This window comes from Nitrospirillum karajorum (assembly GCF_036348415.1).
GTDB classification, from domain to species: Bacteria; Pseudomonadota; Alphaproteobacteria; order Azospirillales; family Azospirillaceae; genus Nitrospirillum; species Nitrospirillum amazonense_B.
This window is the reverse complement of record NZ_JAZBQB010000001.1, coordinates 784793-807777: the sequence shown is the minus strand read 5'-3', so window position 1 is coordinate 807777 and position 22985 is coordinate 784793. Positions and strand designations below refer to the sequence as shown.

20 protein-coding genes, 1 tRNA gene and 1 pseudogene are annotated in these 22985 nt (G+C 68.6%); 11 read left to right on the top strand and 11 right to left on the bottom strand.

Features of this window, described 5'->3' with window-relative positions; all coding sequences use genetic code 11:
• Positions 1 to 75: 75 nt before the first annotated feature.
• The 5 genes from UCD39_RS03705 to tyrS all read right to left on the bottom strand — a co-directional run bounded on the left by UCD39_RS03705 (position 76) and on the right by tyrS (position 7248).
• On the bottom strand, positions 76 to 3714 hold the full coding sequence (locus UCD39_RS03705; protein WP_330494740.1) for a M1 family aminopeptidase: 3639 nt from the start codon (positions 3712 to 3714) through the stop codon (positions 76 to 78).
• Between the two features lie 41 nt (positions 3715 to 3755).
• Complete coding sequence (locus tag UCD39_RS03700; RefSeq protein ID WP_330494739.1) at positions 3756 to 4646, bottom strand: ABC transporter ATP-binding protein; 891 nt, start codon at positions 4644 to 4646, stop codon at positions 3756 to 3758.
• A 134-nt stretch (positions 4647 to 4780) separates the two neighbouring features.
• A complete protein-coding gene (locus UCD39_RS03695; protein ID WP_330494738.1) occupies positions 4781 to 5530 on the bottom strand; it encodes a hypothetical protein in 750 nt (249 codons plus the stop codon).
• A gap of 129 nt (positions 5531 to 5659) precedes the next feature.
• The gene (locus UCD39_RS03690; protein WP_145732499.1) at positions 5660 to 5965 is read right to left on the bottom strand and encodes a hypothetical protein; all 306 of its coding nucleotides are present in this window, start codon (positions 5963 to 5965) and stop codon (positions 5660 to 5662) included.
• Positions 5962 to 7248 carry a tyrosine--tRNA ligase gene (gene tyrS, locus UCD39_RS03685; protein ID WP_330494737.1) on the bottom strand — a complete coding sequence of 429 codons (1287 nt, stop codon included), beginning with the start codon at positions 7246 to 7248 and terminating at the stop codon, positions 5962 to 5964. Before tyrS ends, UCD39_RS03690 begins: the two co-directional genes overlap by 4 nt.
• A 146-nt stretch (positions 7249 to 7394) precedes the next feature.
• On the opposite strand from tyrS, the gene UCD39_RS03680 reads away from it, so the two are divergent.
• Complete coding sequence (locus UCD39_RS03680) at positions 7395 to 8486, top strand: anhydro-N-acetylmuramic acid kinase (RefSeq protein ID WP_330494736.1); 1092 nt, start codon at positions 7395 to 7397, stop codon at positions 8484 to 8486.
• Between the two features lie 12 nt (positions 8487 to 8498).
• Here UCD39_RS03680 and UCD39_RS03675 read toward each other — a convergent pair whose 3' ends face one another.
• Both UCD39_RS03675 and UCD39_RS03670 read right to left on the bottom strand, forming a co-directional pair.
• A complete protein-coding gene (locus UCD39_RS03675; RefSeq protein WP_330494735.1) occupies positions 8499 to 9278 on the bottom strand; it encodes a substrate-binding periplasmic protein in 780 nt (259 codons plus the stop codon).
• Positions 9279 to 9384: 106 nt separating this feature from the next.
• Complete coding sequence (locus tag UCD39_RS03670) at positions 9385 to 10041, bottom strand: alpha/beta hydrolase (protein ID WP_004271979.1); 657 nt, start codon at positions 10039 to 10041, stop codon at positions 9385 to 9387.
• 261 nt (positions 10042 to 10302) lie between these two features.
• On the opposite strand from UCD39_RS03670, the gene cysE reads away from it, so the two are divergent.
• From cysE to UCD39_RS03650, 4 genes and pseudogenes are all read left to right on the top strand, one after another.
• On the top strand, positions 10303 to 11043 hold the full coding sequence (gene cysE, locus UCD39_RS03665; RefSeq protein ID WP_330494734.1) for a serine O-acetyltransferase: 741 nt from the start codon (positions 10303 to 10305) through the stop codon (positions 11041 to 11043).
• A 40-nt stretch (positions 11044 to 11083) separates the two neighbouring features.
• Complete coding sequence (locus tag UCD39_RS03660) at positions 11084 to 12247, top strand: cysteine desulfurase family protein (RefSeq protein WP_330494733.1); 1164 nt, start codon at positions 11084 to 11086, stop codon at positions 12245 to 12247.
• 81 nt (positions 12248 to 12328) lie between these two features.
• On the top strand, positions 12329 to 13021 hold the full coding sequence (locus tag UCD39_RS03655) for a hypothetical protein (protein WP_330494732.1): 693 nt from the start codon (positions 12329 to 12331) through the stop codon (positions 13019 to 13021).
• 156 nt (positions 13022 to 13177) lie between these two features.
• Positions 13178 to 13921: pseudogene (locus UCD39_RS03650) on the top strand (YoaK family protein); the annotation flags it as partial.
• A gap of 43 nt (positions 13922 to 13964) precedes the next feature.
• Here the strand turns inward: UCD39_RS03650 and UCD39_RS03645 are convergent.
• Positions 13965 to 15143, bottom strand: coding sequence for a CocE/NonD family hydrolase (locus tag UCD39_RS03645; RefSeq protein WP_330495483.1), 1179 nt, complete (start codon positions 15141 to 15143; stop codon positions 13965 to 13967).
• Positions 15144 to 15172: 29 nt separating this feature from the next.
• The gene (locus UCD39_RS03640; RefSeq protein WP_330494731.1) at positions 15173 to 16033 is read right to left on the bottom strand and encodes a CocE/NonD family hydrolase; all 861 of its coding nucleotides are present in this window, start codon (positions 16031 to 16033) and stop codon (positions 15173 to 15175) included.
• Between the two features lie 313 nt (positions 16034 to 16346).
• Between UCD39_RS03640 and UCD39_RS03635 the strand changes: the two genes are divergently transcribed.
• The 5 genes from UCD39_RS03635 (at position 16347) to UCD39_RS03615 (ending at position 20648) form a co-directional block, all read left to right on the top strand.
• The gene (locus UCD39_RS03635; protein WP_145732486.1) at positions 16347 to 16661 is read left to right on the top strand and encodes a ferredoxin family 2Fe-2S iron-sulfur cluster binding protein; all 315 of its coding nucleotides are present in this window, start codon (positions 16347 to 16349) and stop codon (positions 16659 to 16661) included.
• Between the two features lie 205 nt (positions 16662 to 16866).
• The gene (gene mnmA, locus UCD39_RS03630) at positions 16867 to 18009 is read left to right on the top strand and encodes a tRNA 2-thiouridine(34) synthase MnmA (protein WP_330494730.1); all 1143 of its coding nucleotides are present in this window, start codon (positions 16867 to 16869) and stop codon (positions 18007 to 18009) included.
• 38 nt (positions 18010 to 18047) lie between these two features.
• Complete coding sequence (locus UCD39_RS03625; RefSeq protein WP_330494729.1) at positions 18048 to 18923, top strand: class I SAM-dependent methyltransferase; 876 nt, start codon at positions 18048 to 18050, stop codon at positions 18921 to 18923.
• A gap of 64 nt (positions 18924 to 18987) precedes the next feature.
• Positions 18988 to 20010 carry an alpha/beta hydrolase family protein gene (locus UCD39_RS03620; RefSeq protein ID WP_330494728.1) on the top strand — a complete coding sequence of 341 codons (1023 nt, stop codon included), beginning with the start codon at positions 18988 to 18990 and terminating at the stop codon, positions 20008 to 20010.
• Positions 20011 to 20126: 116 nt separating this feature from the next.
• Positions 20127 to 20648 (top strand): META domain-containing protein, encoded by a 522-nt coding sequence (locus UCD39_RS03615; RefSeq protein ID WP_330494727.1) that lies wholly within the window; start codon positions 20127 to 20129, stop codon positions 20646 to 20648.
• 100 nt (positions 20649 to 20748) lie between these two features.
• Here the strand turns inward: UCD39_RS03615 and UCD39_RS03610 are convergent.
• Positions 20749 to 20823 (bottom strand) — tRNA-Met (locus UCD39_RS03610).
• A 255-nt stretch (positions 20824 to 21078) separates the two neighbouring features.
• Between UCD39_RS03610 and UCD39_RS03605 the strand changes: the two genes are divergently transcribed.
• On the top strand, positions 21079 to 21651 hold the full coding sequence (locus UCD39_RS03605; RefSeq protein WP_330494726.1) for a hypothetical protein: 573 nt from the start codon (positions 21079 to 21081) through the stop codon (positions 21649 to 21651).
• Here the strand turns inward: UCD39_RS03605 and UCD39_RS03600 are convergent.
• Complete coding sequence (locus UCD39_RS03600; RefSeq protein ID WP_330494725.1) at positions 21621 to 22967, bottom strand: AmpG family muropeptide MFS transporter; 1347 nt, start codon at positions 22965 to 22967, stop codon at positions 21621 to 21623. The genes UCD39_RS03605 and UCD39_RS03600 overlap by 31 nt on opposite strands.
• Positions 22968 to 22985: the final 18 nt, after the last annotated feature.

Here is a 22985-nt window from a genome sequence, read left to right as displayed (position 1 = left end):
CAGGCCCTATTTTACCCGGTTAAAAGGAACCAGCAGTGACGGGGGGCACGGATGCCCGCCCGCCACCGCCGGCCCTCACGGCGTGGATTGGCCCAGCCGCGCCACGTTGTCGTCGGAGTTGCGATCGATCAGCTTGTTGTAGGGATCGATGCCGACATAGTCCGGCTTCTTGTCCACCACCAGCTCGATGGTCTGCTCCCCGAAATGAAGCGGGTGCTTGGCCAGGTGGATGACGTCATGATCGCCGAAGGTGGGCGCCCCCGGGTCGGCGCGGAACAGGCCGATGTCGATGGGCATGGCGACGAAGGGGACGGGCGTTTCCTTGCCCTGGCCATCCGCCTCGAATTTCGAGGCGCTGACCGTCACGCTGACCTTGAAACGGCCATCGGGCAGGGCCTCCGCGTGCGAGCCCGTGACCTTCAGGTCGTACAGCACGATCTTCTCCAGCAGGTCGCTGATCAGGTCCGCCTGGTCCGGCGCCTCCGCCTTCAAGGCCGCCACCAGGTCGGTGGACAGGGCGTAGCGGTCGGTGCGGGCCTTGCCGTCCTTCAGCAGGCGGGCCAGTGCCCGGTTCACCGTATCCTCGCCCAGGTAATCCTTCAGCGCGTACATGGCCAGTGAGCCCTTCCGGTAATGGATGTAGGGCTGTCCCTCGACGCGCACCAGCGGCAGTTCCTCCAGTTCCTCATGGCCGCGACTGCGCAGATAGTTGTCCAGTTCGTATTTCAGGAAACGGCGGATTTGGTTGGGGCCGTATTCATGCTCCATCACCATCAGCGCGCTGTACTGCGCCAGGCTTTCCACCAGCAGGGTGGTGCCCTGCACATTGGCGGCGATCAACTGATGGCCCCACCACTGATGGGCCACCTCATGCGCTGTCACATAGAAGACGGGGTCGATCTTGGTCTTGTCCCGCAGGTCGGCGATGAAGCCGATGCCCTCGGAATAGGGCACGGTGTTGGGGAAGCTCTGGGCGAAGCTGGCGTAGTCCGGAAACTCCAGCACCCGCAGTTGGCGGTGCTGGTAGGGGCCGAAGTTGGCGCTGCAATAGCTCAGCGCCCGCTTCATGCCCAGGATCATGCGATCCACGTTCCAGACATGCGGCGCGTGGTAATAGACGGCCAGGTCCACGGCGTGGTCGCCCTCGCCCCAGGTATCCCGCGCCACGGTGTAGCGGGCCGACAGCCAGGACTCGAAATGGGCGATGGGGCTGTCGGTGTGATAGTGGAAATAGTGGCGGTCGCGGCCAGCCGCGTCCTTGGCCGTCCATTCCCGGTCCAGATAGCCCGGCGCGATGGCCGTCTGGTCCGGCGCGGTGGAGACGGTGGTCTCGAAGTCCACCAAATCCGCGTCCGGCCCCAGGTCCGACACCGCCCATTGGCTCTGGTCCTCCAACTTGGGTAAGCGGTCGATGGGGGCCAGGCCGTAGCGGCGGCGCTTGAACTTGTCATCCAGCAGGCGCGCGCGGTCGAACCCGATGATGGGCAGGGCGCGGCGATAGCCGATGAAGCTGCCGTTATCCACGACAAGGGGGACTGTGGCGTCGTTGGTGAAGCCGGGGTTGCGCTGGCTGATGGCGAAGTCCAGCTGCCGCGTCTCCCCCGGGGCCAGCGGCTGGTCCAGGGTGAAGATGTAATAGTTCAGGGCGTGGTCTTCGGTGGTCAGCTTGGCCCCCTCAAGCGCCGTCTTCTCCAGCGTGATGCGCACGGGCAGCACCATGTGCACCTGGGCGATGGGGGCCTGGGTGTGGTTCCTCAGGGTATAGTGCCCGCGGGCGTCGAAGCCCTGCAGCTCGGGATAGATGTCCACATCCACCGAGACCTTGGTGATGCGCGGCTGGGGCAGGGTCTCGTACTGGCGATAGGCCCGTTCGAACGCCACCTCCTGGTCCTCGTTCATCTGCCGGTCGCGGTATTCGTTCAGGACGTGGGTGTTGTGGTGGATCCAGACGCCGCTGCCGATGAAGCCCAGCAGCAGCAGGACCGCCAGGGCGCGGGTGGGCCCGGTCCAGCCGGTCACCAGGGCCCGGCCCCGGTCGCGCCAAGTCAAGGCGCGGCTGCGCGGCCACAGCAGATGGGTCAGCAGCAGCAGCAGCAGCGCCGCCATGCCCCAGTAGACGTTGAACCAGGTGTCGGCCAGCAGGAACCGGCCATAACCGTTCATGTCCGACAGCAGTAGGGTCGGCGAGCCGCCATAGAGCAGCAGGTTGTCCTCCAGCCCCAGGCGCTGCGCCACCAGGGTCAGCACGACATAGACCACCATGATGGCGTAGCCGACGAACTTGTTGGGGGACAGCACCTGCACGAACAGGGTCAGCGCCGCCACGATCAGCATGCCGGGAAAGGCCATGCCCAACAGGGGCGTCAGGTACAGGCCGGGTTCGATGGGCACCGGCCCCCGGGCGATCTGCATCGCCATCGTGGGCACCATGGCCACCAGCCACAGGCCGGCCAGTACCATGGCCACCGCCAGGAACTTGGACAGGGTGAAGACCCATCCGGGCGCGGGTGTCGCGCCCAGGATCTCGGCCACGCCCGCCTGCCGCTCCCGCCACACGAATTCGCCGGTGTAGTAACCGGCGATGGCCAGGGGGGCGATGGAGAAGGTGCCCAGGATCGCTTGCACCATCAACCGGGTCACGGGGTAGGTGGCGGTGCCGTAGAGCGTTTTCTGCAGCAGCAGCGAAGCCACCATGTTGACGATGCTGAGCGCCAGCAGGATCCAAAGGCTGGGGCTGCGCAGGGTGGCGCCCACCTCGAACGCCAGGCGCCGGCGCAGCATCTGCCAGGCGGCCCCGGCCCCTAGGCGCCCAGTTCCCAGGCGCGGGGCGACGGGCCGCAGAGGCGCTGGTGGCGCGGTGGTGTCTTTGGCGGGCCGGGGGGCGGCCTGGCGGGGGCCACGGCGCAAGGCCCAGCCATCAGCCGCCAGCCCCAGGCCGAACAGGACCAGGGCCGCGCTGATCCAGATCAGGCGGTTGCCCAGCAACTCCCCCGCCAGGGCGGGCAACTGGGTGTTACGCTCCACCACCGTCCAGTAGCGGGTGGCGTTGGCCAGTGGCGCCAGGCCGAACGGGTCGACATAGGCCGCGAGGACGCGGCGGGAGGGTTCCGCCAGGGCGCTGCTGATCAGGGCGTAACCGCTGATCAGCACGATCATGACGACATAGGTCGCCATCTGCCGGCGGGTGAGTGCGGCCACCAGGAAGAACAGGGCGCCCGTCACCAGCAGGTTGGGCAGGCTGAACACGCCCAGCGCGAACAGGTAGTCCAGCGGGCGGAAGGCGCCGAAATGCTCCGGGTCCACCCACCAGGCCAGGCGCCCCAGCAGGATGCCCCATTGGCAGGAGGAAACCGCGGCGGCGCAGGCCACGAAGGCGCCAAGCAGCCGCCCCGTCAGCATCAGGGGGCGTCGCACCGGCGTGGCCCCCACGATGCCGGCCATGCCGGTGTCGGCGTCGCGCAGCACCGGGTCGGTCAGGCCGCGCAGGCCGATGGTCATGCCGAACAGGCTGAGGATGGCCGCGATCTGCAGCACCATGACCGGGCTATCCATATGGACGCCGTTGCTGCGGCCCCCGATCTGGATCTGGTCGATGGTGGTGGCCAGGAAGGTGATCAGGAAAAAGATGATGAAATTGATGATCAACGCTGGTTGGCGCAGCTGATAGCGCAGCTCGAACCAGGCGATACGGGCGATGAGGCACAGCGCGGCCATGGGGGCGGACCTGTCCGTTGGCGTGGTGGCGGGAAGGGGGATCAGGCGGCCAGCACGGCGGGATGGCGCCGCTGGTACAGGGCGGCGAAGTACACATCCTCCAGGTCGCCCGGCACCGCCTCGAACCCGTCGCCGGGGCTGGCGTCGGCCAGCACGTGCAGGACGCTGCGCCCACCCACCAGGCGGGTGGCGATGACCTGATACGCCTGTCGGTGAGCCTCCACCTCCGCCTTGGCCACCACCTTGCGCCAGACACGGCCGCGCATGCCCTCGATCAGCGCGGCGGGGTCGCCGGCCGCCACGATCTGCCCGCCCTCAATGATGGCCATGCGCGGGCACAGGTCGGCCACGTCGTCCACGATGTGGGTGGAAAGGATGACCACCACGTTCTCGCCGATGTCCGACAGCAGGCCGTGGAAGCGGTTGCGCTCCTCCGGGTCCAGGCCGGCGGTGGGCTCATCCACGATGATCAGGCGCGGGTCGCCCAGCAGGGCCTGGGCGATGCCAAAACGCTGGCGCATGCCCCCTGAAAAGCCCGACAGCGCCTTCTTGCGCACGTCGTACAGATTGGTCTGCTGCAGCAAGGCCGCGACCTGCTCCCGCCGTTCCGCCTTGTTGGCCAGCCCCTTCAGCACCGCCAGATGGTCCAGCATGTCCTCCGCCGAGACGCGGGGATAGACGCCGAATTCCTGCGGCAGATAGCCCAGGGATTGGCGCAGGCGCGCCGGTTCGGCCAGGACGTCGATACCATCGAAGGTGATGCGCCCGCTGGTGGGCTGCTGCAGGGTGGCGATGGTGCGCATCAGGGTGGATTTGCCGGCGCCGTTGGGGCCCAACAGGCCGAACATCCCCCGCGGAATGTCCAAGGTCAGGCCGCGCAGCGCCTGCACGCCGTTGGCATAGGTGTGCGTCAGCCCATCGATCTGCAGCATCGTGTGAATGTCCCCCGCGTTTTTCCCTGGAATCAGGGCGTTGGCAGCCATGGTATTGCGAGCGCGACGCAAATCAACGCCATTATGGGGCGATGGCATGGGGCCAATTACGCCTTTGCCTTGTGGCGCATCGTTCAGGTGCCCGTCCGTTTGTCTGCCGGTGGGGGCGTGACCTTGCGCGGTGCGCGCTTGCGCTTGGGCTTAAGGGGCGCCTCGGGGGCGGGCACTATCGCGGGCGTGACCGGCAGCGCGGCCTCCGCCGGTGGCGTGTCCTCCGGCATGGCGGGGACCTTGCCGGCCACGGCATCCGACCCCATCGGGACTGGTGGCGCCGTTTCGCTGCCGGCTTGGCGGACCCGGGTCCAGGCATAGATGAGGGCCATCAGCACGAAGGACAGGGAAAGCAGGCCGCCCGCCAGCATGTGCACCGTGTCGCCCCGGCGCAGCAGGCTGAGGCCGAACAGGATGCCCAGGGCGCACTGCCCCGGCACGAGCAGACGCGCGCCCAGCCGCCGCCAGGGATAGGCTCTCAGGTGGACCAGGGCCGGCCGCGCCCTGGCGCGCGTGGCTTGCCAAACCTGATCCGCCTGGCCGCGCAGGCGCCGCGCCAACGGCTTCAGGCGCATCCACGCCAGCGCGCCCGCGTGGGCCGCGCGGCGCATCCCCTGCCGACGCGCCCGCCAGGCCGTCCGTAGGCGTGCGACGGCGGCCGTGGCCATCCGCGCTGTGACGGGCCGTGCCTGGTGCCGTAGCGTGCCCAGCCATAGGCGGCCCAGTGTCCAGGCGATGGTGGCCCGACGGCCGAGACCGGCGCGCAGGCGATACAGGATGCGGGCTGCGGCCCCCGCCGGCCGGCCGCTTTCCGGATTGGCGTCTTGCGACATGGGCGCCCCCTTGCTCCCCCCGGGGCGCCGCCCCCGGCCCACCCCATGCCACCAGTCTGGCATGTCGGCGGCGGCCCGCAAGACCGCCGGCCTATGCCCTATGGACAGGGGTTACGCTCTGGGGCGGGATCAGAACCCGAGGCCGAAGGCCAGGCGCAGGCCCTCGTGCAATTGCGCGCCATAGCCGCCCAGCACCGCCAGCCGTTCGATGACCACCAGGATCAGCACCGAGAACAGCACCAGGCGCAGGGTGGCGCGCAGCCGTCGCTCCGGCTTCACCTTGGTCCAAACCCGCATCAGGGCCGCCAGGAAGCCCAAGCCCAGCAGACCGGCCGCCACCCGCAGGGCGACGACCATGCCCAGTGTGCCGAACAGCGCCACGCAGACCGCCATGCCCAGCAGGATCAGGCGCAGGGTCATGCCCTTGGTGTTCATCGGGCGACCTTCACCAAGGCGTGGTTCTTCTTGCCGGACGACAGCTTGATGATGTCGCCGTCGGTGATGTCGGCGGTGGTGATCTTCGCCTGTTCATCGGCGATGCGGATGTCGTTCACCTTGGCGCCGCCGCCCTTGATCAGGCGCCGGGCCTCGCCATTGCTGCCGGCCAGGCCGGACCGCAGCAGCAGGGCGTAGGCGGGGATGCCTTCCTCCAGCTCCGCCAGGCCGACGTCGATGGTGGGCAGGCCTTCCGCCGTGGCGCCTTGCTCGAAGGTCTGGCGGGCGGTTTCGGCGGCGGCGGCCCCCGCTTCTTCGCCCCGCATCAGGGCGGTGACGGCGTTGGCCAGGATCTTCTTGGCCTCGTTGATCTCGGCACCCTGCAACGCCTCCAGCCGCGCGATCTCATCCAGCGGCAGTTCGGTGAACAGGCGCAGGAAGCGGCCCACGTCCGCATCCTCGGTGTTGCGCCAGTACTGCCAGAAATCCCAGTCGCTGAGGCGTTCGGGGTTCAGCCAGACGGCGCCGTTGGCGGTCTTGCCCATCTTGGCGCCCGACGCGGTGGTCAGCAGCGGCGCGGTCAGGCCGAATAGGGCGGCCTGCGACACGCGCCGGCCCAGTTCCACGCCGTTGACGATGTTGCCCCACTGGTCGGACCCGCCGCATTGCAGGCTGCAGCCGTACCGGCGGTTCAGCTCCACGAAGTCGTAGGCCTGCAGGATCATGTAGTTGAATTCCAGGAAGGTCAGCGGCTGTTCCCGGTCCAGGCGCAGCTTCACGGAATCGAAGGTCAGCATGCGGTTGATGGTGAAATGGCGGCCCACGTCACGCAGGAAGGGGATGTAGGCCAGCTCATCCAGCCAATCGGCATTGTTGGCCAGGATGGCGCCGTTGGGCCCGTCATTGAAATCGAGCAGCCGGTCCAGCGGCTTGCGGATGCCCACGATGTTCTGGGCGATGGCGTCGTTGGTCAGCAGCTGGCGGGATTCGTCCTTGCCCGACGGATCGCCGATCTTGGTGGTGCCGCCGCCCATCAGCGCGATGGGGCGGTGCCCCGTCTTCTGCATCCAGCGCAGGATCATGATCTGCACCAGGCTGCCCACGTGCAGGCTGTCGGCGGTGGCGTCGAAGCCGATATAGCCCGTCACCGGGCCGGCCAGGAAGGCGGCGTCCAGCCCTTCAAGATCGGTGCATTGATTGAAGAACCCGCGATCGACCATCGCGCGCAGGAAGTCGGACTTGGGGGCGTAGGGGTGGGGGGCGTAGGGGGACGCGCTGCTCATGGGATGAACTCTGCCAGCTTTGGAAGCGACTGTCGGAAAGGAAGACGTCTGTTATCACATCCCGTGATTTCGTAAAACCAAACGGGCCACAAATCGGGCGGGAACCGGAAGCCGTTCGGGACCGGCGCCGGGGAAGGAACGGGATGATGAGCATGGTTTGCGCGCTGGGCCTGATGAGCGGCACCTCGCTGGATGGTATCGATGCCGCCCTGGTGCGCACCGATGGCCGTGACCGGGTGGAGCCGGGTGCCCACCTGACGCTGCCCTATGAAGACGGGTTCCGCGACCGGCTGCGCGCCGTCCTGGGGCAGGTGGACGGTCCCCAGGTGCGGACGGTGGAGGACGAACTGACCCGGCTGCACGCCCACGCCGTTTCCGTGCTGCTGGAGCAGGCCGGCCTGGCGCCGGCGCAGGTGGACCTCATCGGTTTCCATGGCCACACCATCCACCATGCCCCGCACCAGGGCATTACGCGCCAGATTGGCGACGGCGCCTTGTTGGCGGCCCTGACGCGCGTGCCCGTGATCAATGATTTCCGCACCGCCGACGTGGCGGCGGGCGGGCAGGGCGCGCCCCTGGTGCCGCTGTTCCACCGGGCCCTGGCGGCGGACCTGCCCCGGCCGGTGGCCCTGCTGAACATCGGCGGAGTGGCCAACGTCACCTGGCTGGGGAGCGATGAGGATGCGGTGCTTGGGTTCGACACCGGTCCCGGCAACGCCCTGATCGACGATTGGGTGCGGGCCAAGGCTGGCCTGGCTTATGACGAGGGCGGGGGGCTGGCGGCACGGGGCCGGGTGGATGCGGTGGCACTGGCGGCCTTGATGGCCCATCCCTATTTCGCGGCGCCGGCGCCCAAGTCGCTGGATCGCGACGCCTTCGATCCGGCGCCGGTGGCCCACCTGTCCGCTGCCGACGGGGCGGCCACCCTGGCCCATTTCACCGCCGCCGCCGTGGCCGCCAGCGTGGCGCACATGCCGGAGGCGCCCCGCACCTGGCTGGCCTGCGGGGGTGGGCGGCATAACCGGACCCTGATGCGGGCCCTGTCGGACGCCCTCGGCGCGCGGGTGGGCAGCGTGGATGAGGTCGGTTGGTCGGGCGACGCGGTGGAAGCCCAGGCCTTCGGCTATCTGGCGGTGCGCTCCCGCCTGGGCCTGCCACTTTCCCTGCCCGGCACCACCGGCGTGCCGGCGCCCCTGACGGGCGGCCGGTTCCACCCGGCGCCGGGACGGGGACGGTAACGGGGCGGGGGCTCAGTCGCCCGCCAGCGGCAGTCGGGCTTCTTCGACGATGGCTTGATTCAGCCGCTCGATCACCGTGTTGGGGGTGGACAGGGTGCACATCACCCGCCCCGGCTGGTTGGGGCCGACGTTGGGGGCCGATATGGTGCGCAGGTCGCCCGCGGGGATGCCCTGTTCCGCCATGATGCGGTCCAGGGATCGGTGGTCGATGATGGCGTAGTCGATGCGGCCCTTGTTGATCATGGCCACCAGGACGCTCATGCCGCCGCGCACCCGTTCCCGGTTGGGGGCGTCATGCGGAGGGACATTGCGCGCCCTGGAGGCGTCCGCCGCCGCGTTCGGGGCGGGGTGGACATAACGCTCCTCCGCCCACGACCCATCGGAAAAGCCGAAGACCAAGTCAGGGCGGGCCAGCAATTCCGGCAAGGTCGGCGCGTTACCGATGCGGGGGTCGCTGGTCCGCACCAGCAGCACCCAGTCCGGCACCGGGCCCAGCGGCTCGGTGAATTTGAAACGTTTGGCACGGTCGGCGGTCAGTGCCCAGTTCACCGTGCACAAAGGTTGCCGGCCGGCCTCCAGATCCGTCAGCAGGCGGCGCCTGGCCCAGGGCTCCTGCCACACCAGGGTCAGGCCGGCGCGGGCCGCCACGCGGTTCATCACGGTGGCCAGCGGACCGTAAGGCTGCTGCGTTTCCCGGTTCCAGCCCAGCAGGGGCGGCTGCTCGGCGAACACCATGGTCAGGGTCGGGTTGGGCGGCGTCGCGTCATCGATGACCGCCCACGCCGCCGGCACGCCGCAAAACGAAATACCCAGGAAAAAAAAGATACCAACCGGGGAAACGGCTTTCAGTGCGCGTCTCCCCAGGCGGGCACACACTTGGACAAAGGCTTGGCCGCAGCTATTCAGCGGCAAGTGTCTTGCCCAGGTTGCTGTCCAGGTAGGTCCCAACGACCTCGTTCAACGCGTCGGAGCGGTCGTTGAAGAAATGGTTGGCCCCCTCGACCTTCTTGAAGTCGATCTTGATGTCGCGCTGGTTCGACAGCTTGTTGACCAGCTTGGTCACCGCCGCGTCGGGTACCAGCTCGTCCTTGTCACCATGGACGATGAGGCCAGAGGAGGGGCAGGGCGCCAGGAAGCTGAAATCGAACATGTTGGCGGGCGGGGCCACCGACACGAAGCCGTCTATTTCCGGCCGGCGCATCAGCAACTGCATGCCGATCCACGCCCCGAAGGAAAAGCCGCCGATCCAGCAGGCCGTGGCGTTGGGATTGTAGGTTTGCAGCCAATCCAGCGCCGACGCCGCGTCCGACAGCTCGCCCTCGCCGCGGTCATAGGTGCCCTGGCTACGGCCGACGCCGCGGAAATTGAAGCGCAGGCAAGAGAACCCGCGCTGGGCGAAGGCGTGGAACAGGGTGTAGACCACCTTGTTGTTCATGGTCCCGCCATACTGCGGGTGCGGATGCAACAGCAGGGCGATGGGGGCGTTGGTCGACTTGCCGTGAAGGTAGCGCCCTTCGATCCGTCCGGCCGGCCCGTTGATGATGACTTCAGGCATCGTGCTCCGTTTCCGCTGCTGTAGGGGAACTGCCACCCGTACCATGGGGACCCGAAGGGGGAAGGACCGGCCGTGTCATGGCCCCGGCCCCCGGCATCGCTTGACCCGGCATGCGCGCGATCTTATATCGCAAGGCTGGGCCTCCTGGAGCCGTGTGCGGACGCATCGAACAATCTGACCCCCCGTTTGGCGGGATGGCCAGGCTGCGCTGATGGCAGGACGACCATTCCGGGCGCGATTTATACCACAGCGAGCGCATCGGTGTTCAAGCGTCTTCAAGAAGAGATCGAGGGCATCAAGGCCCGCGACCCCGCCGCGCGCTCCACGTTGGAGGTCCTGCTGTGCTATCCGGGCCTACATGCTGTGCTTTTGTACCGGATCGCCAACCACTGCTGGCGTCATGGCTGGCCGACGCTGGGGCGATTTATTTCGCACGTCGCGCGCATGGCCACCGGCATCGAAATCCACCCGGGCGCCACCATCGGTGCCGGATTCTTCATCGATCACGGCATGGGCGTGGTGATCGGCGAGACGGCGGAGATCGGGCGTAACGTCCACCTCTATCACGCGGTCACTCTGGGCGGCACGTCGCTCAGCAAGGGCAAGCGCCATCCCACCGTGGGCGATAACGTCATCATCGGCGCCGGCGCCAAGATCCTGGGCGCCATCACCATCGGCGCCGGTGCCCGCATTGGCGCCAACGCCGTGGTCGTTTCCGACGTGGCGGCCGGCGCCACCATGGTGGGCATCCCCGCCCGCGCCGTCACCTCCAAGGCGAAGACGGAAAAGGACCAGTTCCTGGCCTACGGCACACCATGCAGCAATATGCCCGACCCCGTCGCCCGCGCCTTGCAGGCATTGACCGACCAGGTCAGCACGCTCAGTCGCCGCATCGAGGAGCTGGAACAGGCGGCCCCCGCCGTTCCCCTGGTGCCGCCACAGATGATTTCCGCCGCCGTTCTGGACGAGGATGGCGGCAAGCCCGGCTGGCCGTCCATCTAGGCGTGTCCGGCGTTCCTTCTTCCGTGATTGGTCATAGCTGATGCCGTCGATCTATCTCGACCATAACGGCACCTGTCCGCCCCGCCCCGAGGCCGTCGCCGCCATGGTGGCGGTGCTGTCCCTGCCGGGCAACCCGTCCTCCGTCCATGCCCAGGGGCGTGAGGCGCGGCGGCGGGTGGAGGTGGCGCGCCGACAGGTGGCGGACCTTCTGGGCCTGCCGCCCGCCACCCTCATCTTCACCGGCAGCGGGACGGAGGCCAACGCCCTGGCGCTGGCCAGCGCCGCTGGCCGGCGGGTGATCACCAGCGCCATCGAGCATGCCAGCGTGCTGGAGGCCACCCCGGGCGCCATCCGCTGCCCGGTCACGGCCGACGGTGTCGTGGATGTCGGCGCCTTGGACGGGCTGCTGACCGGTGGCCCAGCGGTGCTGTCCCTCATGGCCGTCAATAACGAGACGGGCGTCATCCAGCCGGTGGCCGAGGTGGCGGCCCTGGCGCGTCGGCACGGCGCCCTGTTCCATTGCGACGCCAGCCAGGCGGTGGGCCGCCTGTCCTGGGATTGGGCGGCCATCGCCCCCGATTACCTGACCGTTTCCGCGCACAAGATCGGCGGACCGCAGGGGGTGGGTGCGCTCGCGGTGCGTGACGGCGTGCCCCTGACCCCCCTTTTGCGGGGCGGCGGGCAGGAGCGGCGGCGCCGGGCCGGCACGGAGAATGTCGCCGGCATCGTGGGCTTCGGCGCCGCGGCCGCCGTCTGTGACGTGGCCGCCTTCAATCGGCTGGCCAGTTTGCGCGATGGGCTGGAGACGCGGTTGCGCACGGCGGTGCCGGCTTTGAGGGTGGCGGGCGCCGGGGCGGACCGGGTCGCCAACACCAGTTGCTTGGTGACGCCCGGCTGGCGCGGGGAAACCCAGGTTATGGCCCTGGACCTGGCGGGATTTGCCGTCAGCAGCGGCTCCGCCTGTTCCAGCGGCAAGGTCGCCGCCTCCCATGTGCTGGCGGCCATGGGCATGGCGCCGGACCTGGCCGGGGCCGCCATCCGTGTCAGCCTGGGTTGGTCCACCACGGCGGAAGAGGTGGCGCGCTTCGCGGACGCTTGGATCAGCCTGCACGCCCGCCGCGCGCCGTCGCCGGTGGCGCAGCAGGCGGACCTATCGCCACAGGATAGGCAGTCTGTCGTTTCCCAGACGGCACAGCAGCAGTAGGGTTGCGCCCCGGCCGACGCGAGAAGGCCGGACTGAGTAAAGTGTCCCCGGGGGCGGGGGTGTAGCAGGGGTGGCGGACGCATGGTCGAGGGAACTGGCGGGACTGAAGGCCCGCGCAATGGTGTGGGACAGGGTGTCTCCGGCGTGGTGCCGGGTGGCATGAGCGATTGCTGGGCCTGCGGCAAGCCGGTTTCCGGTCGGGCGCTGTTCTGCCACAACTGTGGCGCCATCCAGCCGCCGGCCGACCTCGACGCCTTCGCGCGCCTGAACCTGGAACGGCGGTTCGATGTTGAACGCGCCGTGCTGGACCGGCAGCGGGCGGGCTTCACCCGCATCCTGGCCCCGGATCGGCTGAAGACGCGGGGGCCCCAGGAACGCGCCCTGGCCGATCGCCATCGCCAGGCGGTGGAGCAGGCCTATGCCATCCTGCGCGACCCGGCCGCGCGTGCCCGTTACCTGCTGGACCTGGTGCGGCCGGAGGGCCCGTTGCCCGGCACGCCCGGCAAGGGGCCGGAGGACGCCGACATGGCGGACCTGGCCGCCCAGGTGGCGGACCTGCACGCGGCCAACCCGGTGGACGAGGATTTGCTGGAACAAGCGACCCTCGGGGTCATCGGCGCCATCGCCGGTGCCTTGGTGGACCTGTCCGCCGCGTTCCACAATGACAACCTGGCGGCCGTGCCGCCGTTGGCCGACCGCCTGTCCCTGTGTCAGCAATTGGGGGAGGCGTTGGGCGCCGTCACGCCGCCGGCCAACGATCCCGCCAACGATTAAGACGCAACATCCTTGATCGTGCCCCATCCCCCGGCGCTATCCTGGGGCGGGCGGCGCCCGTGCCGCCCGGCAGCCACCGGGATGTGGGGCATGGACAAGACCTACAGCGGCGTTTCTTCCTTTGACGATATTCCCCGGCCAGGGCCGGCCGGGCCCTTGGACCGCCTGCGGCGCCTGATCGCGCCGGAACGCGGCGACCGGGAGGATGCGCAACTGGCCGTGGCCTTGTGCTTCGTCGCCGGCATGACCAACGCCGGCGGTTTCCTGGCGGTGGGGCAGTACACCTCGCACATGTCCGGGGTGGTGTCTGGCCTGGCCGACAACCTGGTGCTGGGCGCCAGGGACATGGTTTTGATGGGGCTGAGCGCGCTGGGCGCCTTCCTGGCCGGTGCCGCCTCTTCCGCCATCCTGATCAACTGGGGGCGCCGCCGCGGCAACACCAGCCAATATGCCATGCCCCTGTCGCTGGAGGCGGCCCTGCTGCTGCTGTTCGGCGCGCTGGGCATCCTGCGCCCGGACGTCCCCTACTTCCTGAATATCGCCGTGCCCCTGCTGTGCTTCATCATGGGCCTGCAGAACGCCATCATCACCAAGATATCCCGTGCCCGCATCCGCACCACCCACATGACGGGGATGGTGACGGATATCGGGATCGAGCTGGGCAAGATGCTCTATTGGAACCGGCGGTCGCAGGACGCGGTCAGGGCTGTCGGCCAGGATGGTGCCCGCGTCCAGGCCGACCTGCCCAAGCTGCGCCTGTTGAGCAGCCTGGTCGGGTCGTTCTTCGGCGGCGGGGTTGTCGGCGCCCTGGGGTTCAAGGTCATCGGCTTTTCCGTGACGGTGCCGCTGGCCCTGCTGCTTCTGCTGCTGGCCATCGTGCCGCTGATCGACGACCTGCGGCGCGTGCCCGCGCCCCGTTGAGGGGGGGCGGGTTGAGTGGGGGTCAGGGCGCCCCCACCCCCGGCATCACCCGCACCTCCAGCGCCGAGGGATAGTCGGGGCTGCGATAAATCCGCTCCCGCGCGGCCTTGAAGTCTTCCGGCTTGGCGTTGGGGATGTCGACGAAGGTCTGGGGGTTGCGGTCGGTCAGGGGGAACCAGCTGCTCTGGATCTGCACCATGATGCGGTGGCCGCGGCGGAAGGTGTGGTTGATGTCGGCCAGGGCGTAGCGGATGGGCGTCACCTGGTCCGGCACCATGGGTTCCGGCTTCTCGAAGCTGTTACGGAACTTGCCCCGCAGCGGGTCACCGCGCACCAGTTGCTGGTAGCCGCCCATCTCCACCGAGGGCGGCGGCACGTCCGCCTTGGGGTCGCCCGGCCCTTCGCCGCCGGCCTGGCCGGGCGGCAGCTCCTGGGGATAGACGTCGATCAGCTTCACCACCCAGTCGCTGTCGGTGCCGGAGGTGGAGACGAACAGCTTGGGCGACACCGGACCAACGATGGTCACGTCGTTCTCCAGCGGGGCGGTCTGGTAGACCAGCACATCCGGCCGCGTGGTGGCGAAGCGCTGGTCGGCCACCATGTACTCCTTGGGCACGTCGGTGGTGACATAGCCGACATAGGGCACCGGGTGGGCCGGGTCGCTGACATATTCGTCGAACTTGGCCCCGTTCTTGGCCTGCGCCGGCGCCGTCCAGGCCAGTCCGCCGCCGGGCTGCAGGTACAGGGTGCGCGTCTGCGCCTGCTTCGGCGGCCAGGAGGCGTACTGGCGCCAGACGTTGGTGCCCGTCTCGAACACCGTGGCCTTGGCCAGCTTGGCGTCGGGCGCGCCCTTCAGATGCTGCTCGAAGAAGGGGAAAAGGATGTTCTTGCGATAATAGTCGCCGGTGTCGGACGCGAAATCGACCGCGCCCAGCTTGCGGCCGTAGGACCGGGCCCAGCCGCCATGCACCCAGGGGCCGATCACCAGGTTGTTGGGCGTGCCGGGGTTCTGCGCCTCGATGGCGTTGTAGGTGGTGAAGGGGCCGTGCAGATCCTCCGCATCGAACCAGCCGCCCACGGTCAGCACGGCGGCCTTGATGTTCTTCAGGTGCGGGGCGATGGCGCGCGGCTTCCAATAGTCGTCATAGGTGGGGTGGTCCACCATCTCGCGCCAGTTGATCCCGTCCTCCTTGCTGAACAGGTCGCTGATCTGCGCCAGGCTGCCCTTCTTCAGGTAGAAGTCATAGCCGTCGGTGGTGCCGAAATCATAGTCCCCCAGCCGCGCGGCTCGGTCGTGGGGTTCTTTTGCGGCTTGAAGGCGGCGTAGAAGCTGAAGTTGGCGGCCAGCATGTAGGCGCCGCCATGATAGGCGTCATCCCCCATATAAAGGTCGGTCACCGGCGCCTGGGGGGAGGCCGCCTTGATGGCCGGGTGGCTGTCGATGATGCTGGATGATGTAAAGAACCCCGGGTAGCTGATGCCCCAGATGCCGACCTTGCCGTTGTTGCCCGGCACGTTCTTCAGCAGCCAGTCCACGCTGTCGTGCATGTCGCTGCTGTCGTCCGTATCGGTCTTGGACTTCTTCACGTCGATGTGCGGGCGCATCTCCACCCAACTGGCGCCGGACATATAGCGGCCGCGCACATCCTGGAAGACGAAGATGTAGCCGGACTTGTCGAAGTCCGGCGACGGGCCCAGCTGCCTGGGGTAGGCCTCGCTGCCGTACCACAGCTCCCCATGTCCGACCCGCGCGCCGGCGCCGTAGGGCGTGCGCACCATCAGGAAAGGATAGGTCTTGGACTGGTCCTTGGGCACGTAGACGACGGTGAACAGCTCCACCCCGTCGCGCATGGGAATGCGGTATTCGTACTTGGTGTAATGTTCCGGCACGCTGTAGGGCTTGTCCTGCCCTTGTTGCGCCGCGCCCTGGGACGCCCCTTGCGCCAGCGCCACCGGCGCCGTCATCACTCCCGTCAGCGTCATCGTCAGGCCCAGCGCCGCCATGGCGCGCCGCACGCCCTTGCCCAATCCCCGATCCATGCGATCCCCATCCAGGATGGTTCGACGCCCGGCGCCCGAACCGTTGGGCATCCAAGCTAAGCCATTATGGATTCAGGGGGAAGGGCGGACTGGGAACCGGTTTCAGAGGCAGCCGTCGGTGAGAGGGGGCATCCGCAATTCGGTGGCGGACGATGTCGCTGCTGCAATAGGGCTTCCTGATCCGCCGGCTGCGGGTGCAACTCTGGTCGCAGGGGCCGCTCTTTGGCGGCCGGCATGCGCGACGCCATCTTTACAAGCGCCCCGCCGCCCTCTACCAAAGCAGGCTGATCCGGCGGGCGTCCGCAGCGCCCGAGGGTCACATCCCGATTTGTTGGCCAACCCCTAGTTAGAGCGATGCAGTGCCATGCCCAAGATGACGTTCGTTGAGACCGATGGAACCCGCCGCGAGGTGGACGCGCCGCTGGGCCTGTCGATCCTGGAGGTCGCGCGTCGGCACAACATCGATCTGGAAGGCGCCTGCGAGGGCTCGCTGGCTTGCTCCACCTGCCATGTCGTCGTGGCGCCGGAATGGTATGACCTGCTGCCCGACGCCAAGGAGGATGAGGAGGACATGCTGGACCTGGCGTTCGGCCTGACCAAGACCTCCCGCCTGGGCTGCCAGATCCGTATCTCCGAGGAGCTGGACGGCCTCGTCGTCATGCTGCCGGGCGCCAAGTGATTCCAACGGCATGAGGTTCGCCTCATGCCGCTGTAGCCCGCGACCGCGGGCGCCGGAGCGAGCACCGAAGGGCGGAGCGAGGAAGCCAAGCCTGCGGATGCGGGCGCCCGGCGCCTGAGGGCATGCAAACGCACAAGCCGGCCTTGCGGGAACGACCGCCGGGCCGTGCTTGCGCTTTGCCGTCTCTTGGCCCATATGCGGACCCATGAATTCCCTAGGCTTCGATAAGGCGCCGGCCGACACCCGCGTGGTGGTCGCCATGTCCGGCGGGGTGGACAGCTCGGTCACCGCGGCCCTCCTGAAGGAGGAGGGCTACGACGTGGTCGGCGTCACTCTGCAGCTGTACGACCATGGCATGGCCGTGGGGCGCAAGGGCGCCTGTTGCGCCGGTCAGGACATCTACGACGCCTCCCGCGTGGCCGAGACCATCGGCATCCCCCATTATGTCCTGGACTATGAGTCCCGCTTTTCCGACGCGGTGATGCAGGACTTCGCCGACAGCTACCTGCGCGGTGAAACGCCCATCCCCTGCGTGCGTTGCAACCAGCGGGTCAAGTTCCGCGACCTGCTGGACCAGGCCCGCGACCTGGGGGCGGAGGCCTTGGCCACCGGCCATTACGTGCGCCGGGTGCAGGGCGCCAACGGGGCGGAACTGCACCGCGCCGCAGACCCGGCCAAGGACCAGAGCTATTTCCTGTTCGCCACCACCCAGGCACAACTGGATTTTCTGCGCTTCCCCCTGGGCGGCATGCCCAAGACGGAAACCCGGGCGTTGGCCGACCGCTATAACCTGCCGGTGGCCGACAAGCCCGACAGCCAGGACATCTGCTTCGTCCCCAACGGCTCCTACGCTGCCGTGGTGAACCGCCTGCGTCCCGGCGCCGTGACGCCGGGGGACATCGCCCATGTCGATGGCCGCGTTTTGGGCCGACATGACGGCGTCATCAACTACACCGTGGGCCAGCGCAAGGGCTTGGGCTTGGGCGGCAACGCCACCCTGGCGGCGGAGCCCGGCGGCGACACCGATCCGCTGTACGTCGTGCGCGTGGACGCCGCCAGCGCCCAGGTGGTGGTGGGCCCCCGCGCCGCGCTCGCCCGCACCCGGGTGATGGTGCGCGAGGTCAACTGGCTGGGCGGCGGCGCCCCGGCCGATGGGTTGCCCGTGACGGTCAAGCTACGCTCCGCCCAGCCGGCCTTGTCGGCCCGTCTGTTCATGGAGAGGGATGGGGCGGGGAGTGCCATCGTGGACCTGGACCAGCCCCAATTCGGCGTCGCCCCCGGCCAGGCCGCCGTCTTCTATCAGGGCGACCGCGTCCTGGGTGGCGGCTGGATCGTCGGGGCGGCCTAGCATAAGGTGGGCTTCCCTCGTTTCGGAGCGGAAGCCCTATGCATCCCGGACGCCCCAGCCGCACCGCCCTTGCCGTCGCCGGTTTGCGGGCGGCGCACCAGATCATGGACGGGCCGGTGGTTTTCGCTGATCCGGTCGCCCTGCCCATCCTGGGGCCGGGTGCCGAGGCGCGCATCCGCTCGGATGAGGCGCGGCTGAACACGCCCACCGTGCGCTTCCTGCGCGCCTCCGTCGTGGCCCGCAGCCGGTTCGCCGAGGATACGCTGGCCGCCGCCGTCGCCGATGGCGTGCGGCAGTACGTGGTGCTGGGCGCCGGTCTCGACACCTTCGCCTACCGCAATCCCTATCCCGATCTGCGGGTGTTCGAGGTCGATCACCCGGCGACGCAGGCGTGGAAGCGGGACACGCTGGCGGTGGCGGGCATCCTGCCGCCATCCAGTGTCAACTATGCCGGCGTGGATTTCGAGCGTGACACCTTGGCGGAGGGGCTGGCCCGCGCCGGCTTTGACCGGAGCCGGCCGGCTTTCGTCGCGTGGTTGGGGGTGGCCATCTATCTCACGCGCGACGCCATCCTGGACACGCTGCGCGCCGTCGCGGCCCTGCCTCTCGGCAGCGGCATCGTTTTCGACTACAGCCTGCCACCGGACACCCTGAGTGAGAAACAGCGCGCCGCCTTTCAGGCCATGGCGGACCGAGCGGCGGCGGAGGGGGAGCCGTGGCGCAGCTTCTTCACCCCTGAAACCCTGGCGGCGGATTTGCGCGCCCTCGGCTTTGGCACGGTCAGGGATGTCGGACCGGCGGAGTTGAACCCCTGGTACTTCGCCGGCCGCGCCGACGGCCTGGGCCTGGGCGGTATCAGCAGGCTGGCGCATGCGGTCGTTACCGATCCGTCACCAATCGCGCCTGGATTGTAGCGGTCCTTGTTCCTACACTCCTCGGTGAAACGCGACCGGGGAATGGGTAATGCGGATAGGGCTGATGGCGCTGGGCTTTTGGGGGTGGGCGCTGACGGGGCAGGCGGCTGGGGTCCCGGTGCCGGGATGGCCGCTGCTGGAACATCATGTCACCGATCCGCTGGGCCGCGACATCACCTATTACCTGTCCGTGGCCCAGGGGCCGCCCCGTCCGCTTGCAGTCATCATCCAGGGGTCCGGTTGCGCCGCGCTGTTCCATGACCGGGAAGGGGCGGTGAATGGACGGAAGAGCACCAGCTTCTTCGCCCTGGGCGCCGCCCTGAAGGATGGCCGCTTCACCGTCCTGGCGGTGGAAAAGCCGTACGCCGGCCTGCCACTAGGGGCCAAGACATCGGGCGCCGAAGGGTGTGCGGCCGAGTTCAACCGGGACTTCACGGCCGAACGGTGGCTGGTCGCGTTGCAGGCGGCGCTGGCGGACGCGCGACGGCAGCCCGGGGTCGATCCCGCCCGCACCCTGGCATTCGGTCATTCCGAAGGGGCGGTGATGGCCACCCTGCTGGCGGGGCACGACGCCACCATCACCGACGTCGCGGCCTTCGGCGCCGGCGGCCCCACCCCCCTGTTCGACATCGTCGCCTTCGCCTATCTGGGCGGTGGCTGGGCCCATGTCGGCCGGGATGGCCTGGATGGTCTGGCCGATCAGGTGCGGGCCATCAATGCCGACCCTGACAACGCCACCGCCTTCGTCTGGGGCCATCCCTATCGGCGGTGGAGTTCCTTCCTACGGGTGTCGGCGACAGAGGAACTGCGCCACGCCAAGGCGCGGGTCTACCTGGCGGGCGGGACGGAGGATCAGGCGACGCCGCTGCTGTCCCTGGAACTGACGGCCGCCACCCTGCTGGCCGATGGGCGGGACGTCACCCTGCGCCGCGTCGCCGGCGCCGACCACAGCCTGGCGGTCACGCCCGGTGCCGCGTCGGAAACCGGGGCGGAATATGCCCGCGCGTTCGCCTGGTTCTGGCAAAAGGACGGTTCCACGCCCCCGCCTGGCCCGGCCCCGCTTAGGCCAGAGGGCAAGGGCCCCTAGCCGGTCGGTTCAATCATAAGGAGGTATCGCCAGGGGGGACCCGGCGCGCGCATAGTGATCACACCACATTCGGCATGCGGAACAAGGGCTTGCCGGAAATTCTGGAGGGATGAGGGATGCGGCGTGCCGTTGTGATCGCCTGTCTGGCAACCTGGGCCTTAGCCGGCTGTTCCATGCCCAAGCCCATGTCCAACGTCTCGGCGGAGGACTTGGCGGGCACCGGCTGGGAACTACAGCATTGGGAGCAGAACAACGGCGCCGCCTATCCCCTGATGCCGGGCGGCAATGGCGGCCCCATCAGCATCCGCTTCAGCCGTGACGGCGCCGCCAACATCCTGTCGGGCAGCGCCGGCTGCAACCGCTACCGTGGCGGCTACACGCTGGCCAGCGGCTATCTGCAGGTGATGCCGGCCGCCACCACCCGCATGGCCTGCCTGTCCCCGGAACGCGCCAAGCTGGAGCAGGACTATCTCGCCGTCCTGGCCAACGCCACCACCCTGACCCGGGAGGTGGACCCCGGCCGCAACGTGGACACCCTGACCCTGGCCAGCAGCGCGGGCGACGAACTGCTGTTCGTGCGGGTGATGAATGGGGAGGCGCCAGAGCCGGCGTCCGTCGGCAACACCGTGGGCCAGTAAGGGCTATACGGGGCGTCCTGAAACAACAAACCCCCGGGAGCCGTGCAGGTCTTCCCGGGGGTTCGTGTAAGCGGCCGGTGCGGGTTGGACACCGCCGGATTGGTAGCAGCGGAGGGATTTGAACCCCCGACCAAGGGATTATGATTCCCCTGCTCTACCACTGAGCTACGCTGCCATAAACCGCCGCCGGACGGGCCGGCGTTGGTGAGGGCCGTCATGTAGGACACCTGACGGGGGCCTGTCAAGGGCTTGGCCAAGGCCATGGCGCATTTTTCGGCATGGGTCCGATGCGTGAACCATCGCGGCTCTTGTCAGGCGCCAATCTCTGCCGCGCGGGGAGATCGGCACGGCCAAGAACAGGTGGCGGGGCTATGATACCACCGGTACAGTCACCGCCGCATCCTATCCGCCTGGACGCCGTCAAACCCGCATGCTGTCCCTGATCACGGCCCCCTTCCGCCTGCTGTTCCGCCTGGTGACGTTCCTCATCCTGATGGCGGTCGTGCTGGTGGTGGTCTTTCCGTATGCGGTGGACCTGCCCGGCTGGGCGCAGACCGTCATGGCGCGCCTGAGCGACGATCCCGCCAGTGGCGTGGTGATCCGGGCCCATCCCGAAGTGCGGCGCGGCTTCATCGCCCGCCTGGTGCTGCATGACCTCAGACTGGCCAATCCCCTGACGCCGGACCGCCCCTCCATCACCGCCGCCCGCGCGGTGGTGGAGGTGGATCCGCTGGCCTCGCTGACCAGCGGCCGCCTGGTGCTGCGCACCCAGGTGCTGGACCCGGTGATCTATGCCGACCGGCCCATCAATCTGCGTGGCCTGCTGGCGGGGGTGGATCGCAACCTGGGCGCCGCCGGCGTGGCCAACACCGTCAGCCTGATGGGCGGCAGCGTCAGGCTGTCCACCAAGGGCGGGGAGGGGGGCATCGACCTGGGGGCGGTGACGCTGGAGGCGGCGCCCACCCGGACGGATCACGCGGGCACGGGGCGCGACCCGTCCTGATCCGCCGCCCCGATGTCGTCGGGGCGGTGGTGGATGTCGGCCGTCCGTGCCAGCCACGCCAGCAGCAGCAGGCCGGGAACGCCCAGGCTGGCGCTGACGGTGAAATATAACGGCCAGGAATTGAGATGATCCGCCAGCCAGCCGGTGCCGCCCGACAGGATGTCCAGCGGCAGGGTGGCCAGGCTGGACAGCAGGGCGTATTGCGTGGCGGTGAAGCCCGCGTCGCACAGGCGGGAAAGGAAGGCGGTGAAGGCCGCGGCACTCATACCCCCGGCGAAGAACTCCAGCCCCACCACCAGGCCCAGCAGGACCACGCTGTGCGGCTGGGTCGCCAGCACGGCGTACATCAGGTTGGTGATGATCATGCAGGTGCCGCACAGGAACAGTCCCCGCACCTGACCGATGCGCGCGGCCAGGGTGCCGCCGATGACGGCGCCGGCGATGGCGCAGGCCATGCTCAGCATCTTGGTGACGGCCGCGATCTCCACCTTGGTGTAGCCTTCGCTCAAATAGAAATTCGTGGCCATCACGTTCACATAGACGTCGCCCAGCTTGTAGATGGCGACGAACACCAGGATGGCCAGCCAGCCGCGCCGTGTGGCGAAGTGGGTGAAGGGCGCCACCACCGCCTCCTGCACCCAGACGTCGAAGCGCTGGTGCGGCGGCGCCGGCGGGCGCGCCGGCTCCGGCGCCAGCACCACGGCCACCATGCCGATGGCGACCAGCGCCGCCATGACGGTATAGACGGTGGACCAGGGCATCAGGGTGGAGAGATAGAGGGCGCCGGCCCCCGCCACGATCATGCCCAGGCGATATCCCACCAGATAGGCGCTGGCCCCGGGGGCCTGTAAGGTTTCCGGCAGCAGTTCAATGCGCAGCGCGTCGAGCACGATGTCCTGGCTGGCCGAAGCGAAGGAGGTCGCGACCGTGGCCACCGCCAGCCAATAGAGGTTGGCGGCGGGGTCGCTGGACGCCATGGCCAGCAGGGCCAGCATCAGGGCCGCCTGCGTGGCCAGGGCCCAGCCCCGCCGCTGTCCCAGCACGCGCGTCAACACCGGCAGGGGCAGCCGGTCGATCAGCGGCGCCCACAACGGTTTGAAGGTGAAGGGACTGCGCACCATGGCGAACAGGCCAATGGCCGTGCGGCTGACATGCACCTCCGTCAGCCAGGCCGACAGGGTGGAGAACAACAGGAAATAGGGCAGGCCGCTGGCGAATCCCAGGAACAGCACCGTCAGCACGCGGCGGTCCAGCCATTGGGTCCAGCCGGCGGCGGCCGGGCCCGTGGCGCTGGGCGGGGCGGAGGGTGCGGTCATGGGGGCGGCGCTATCTGC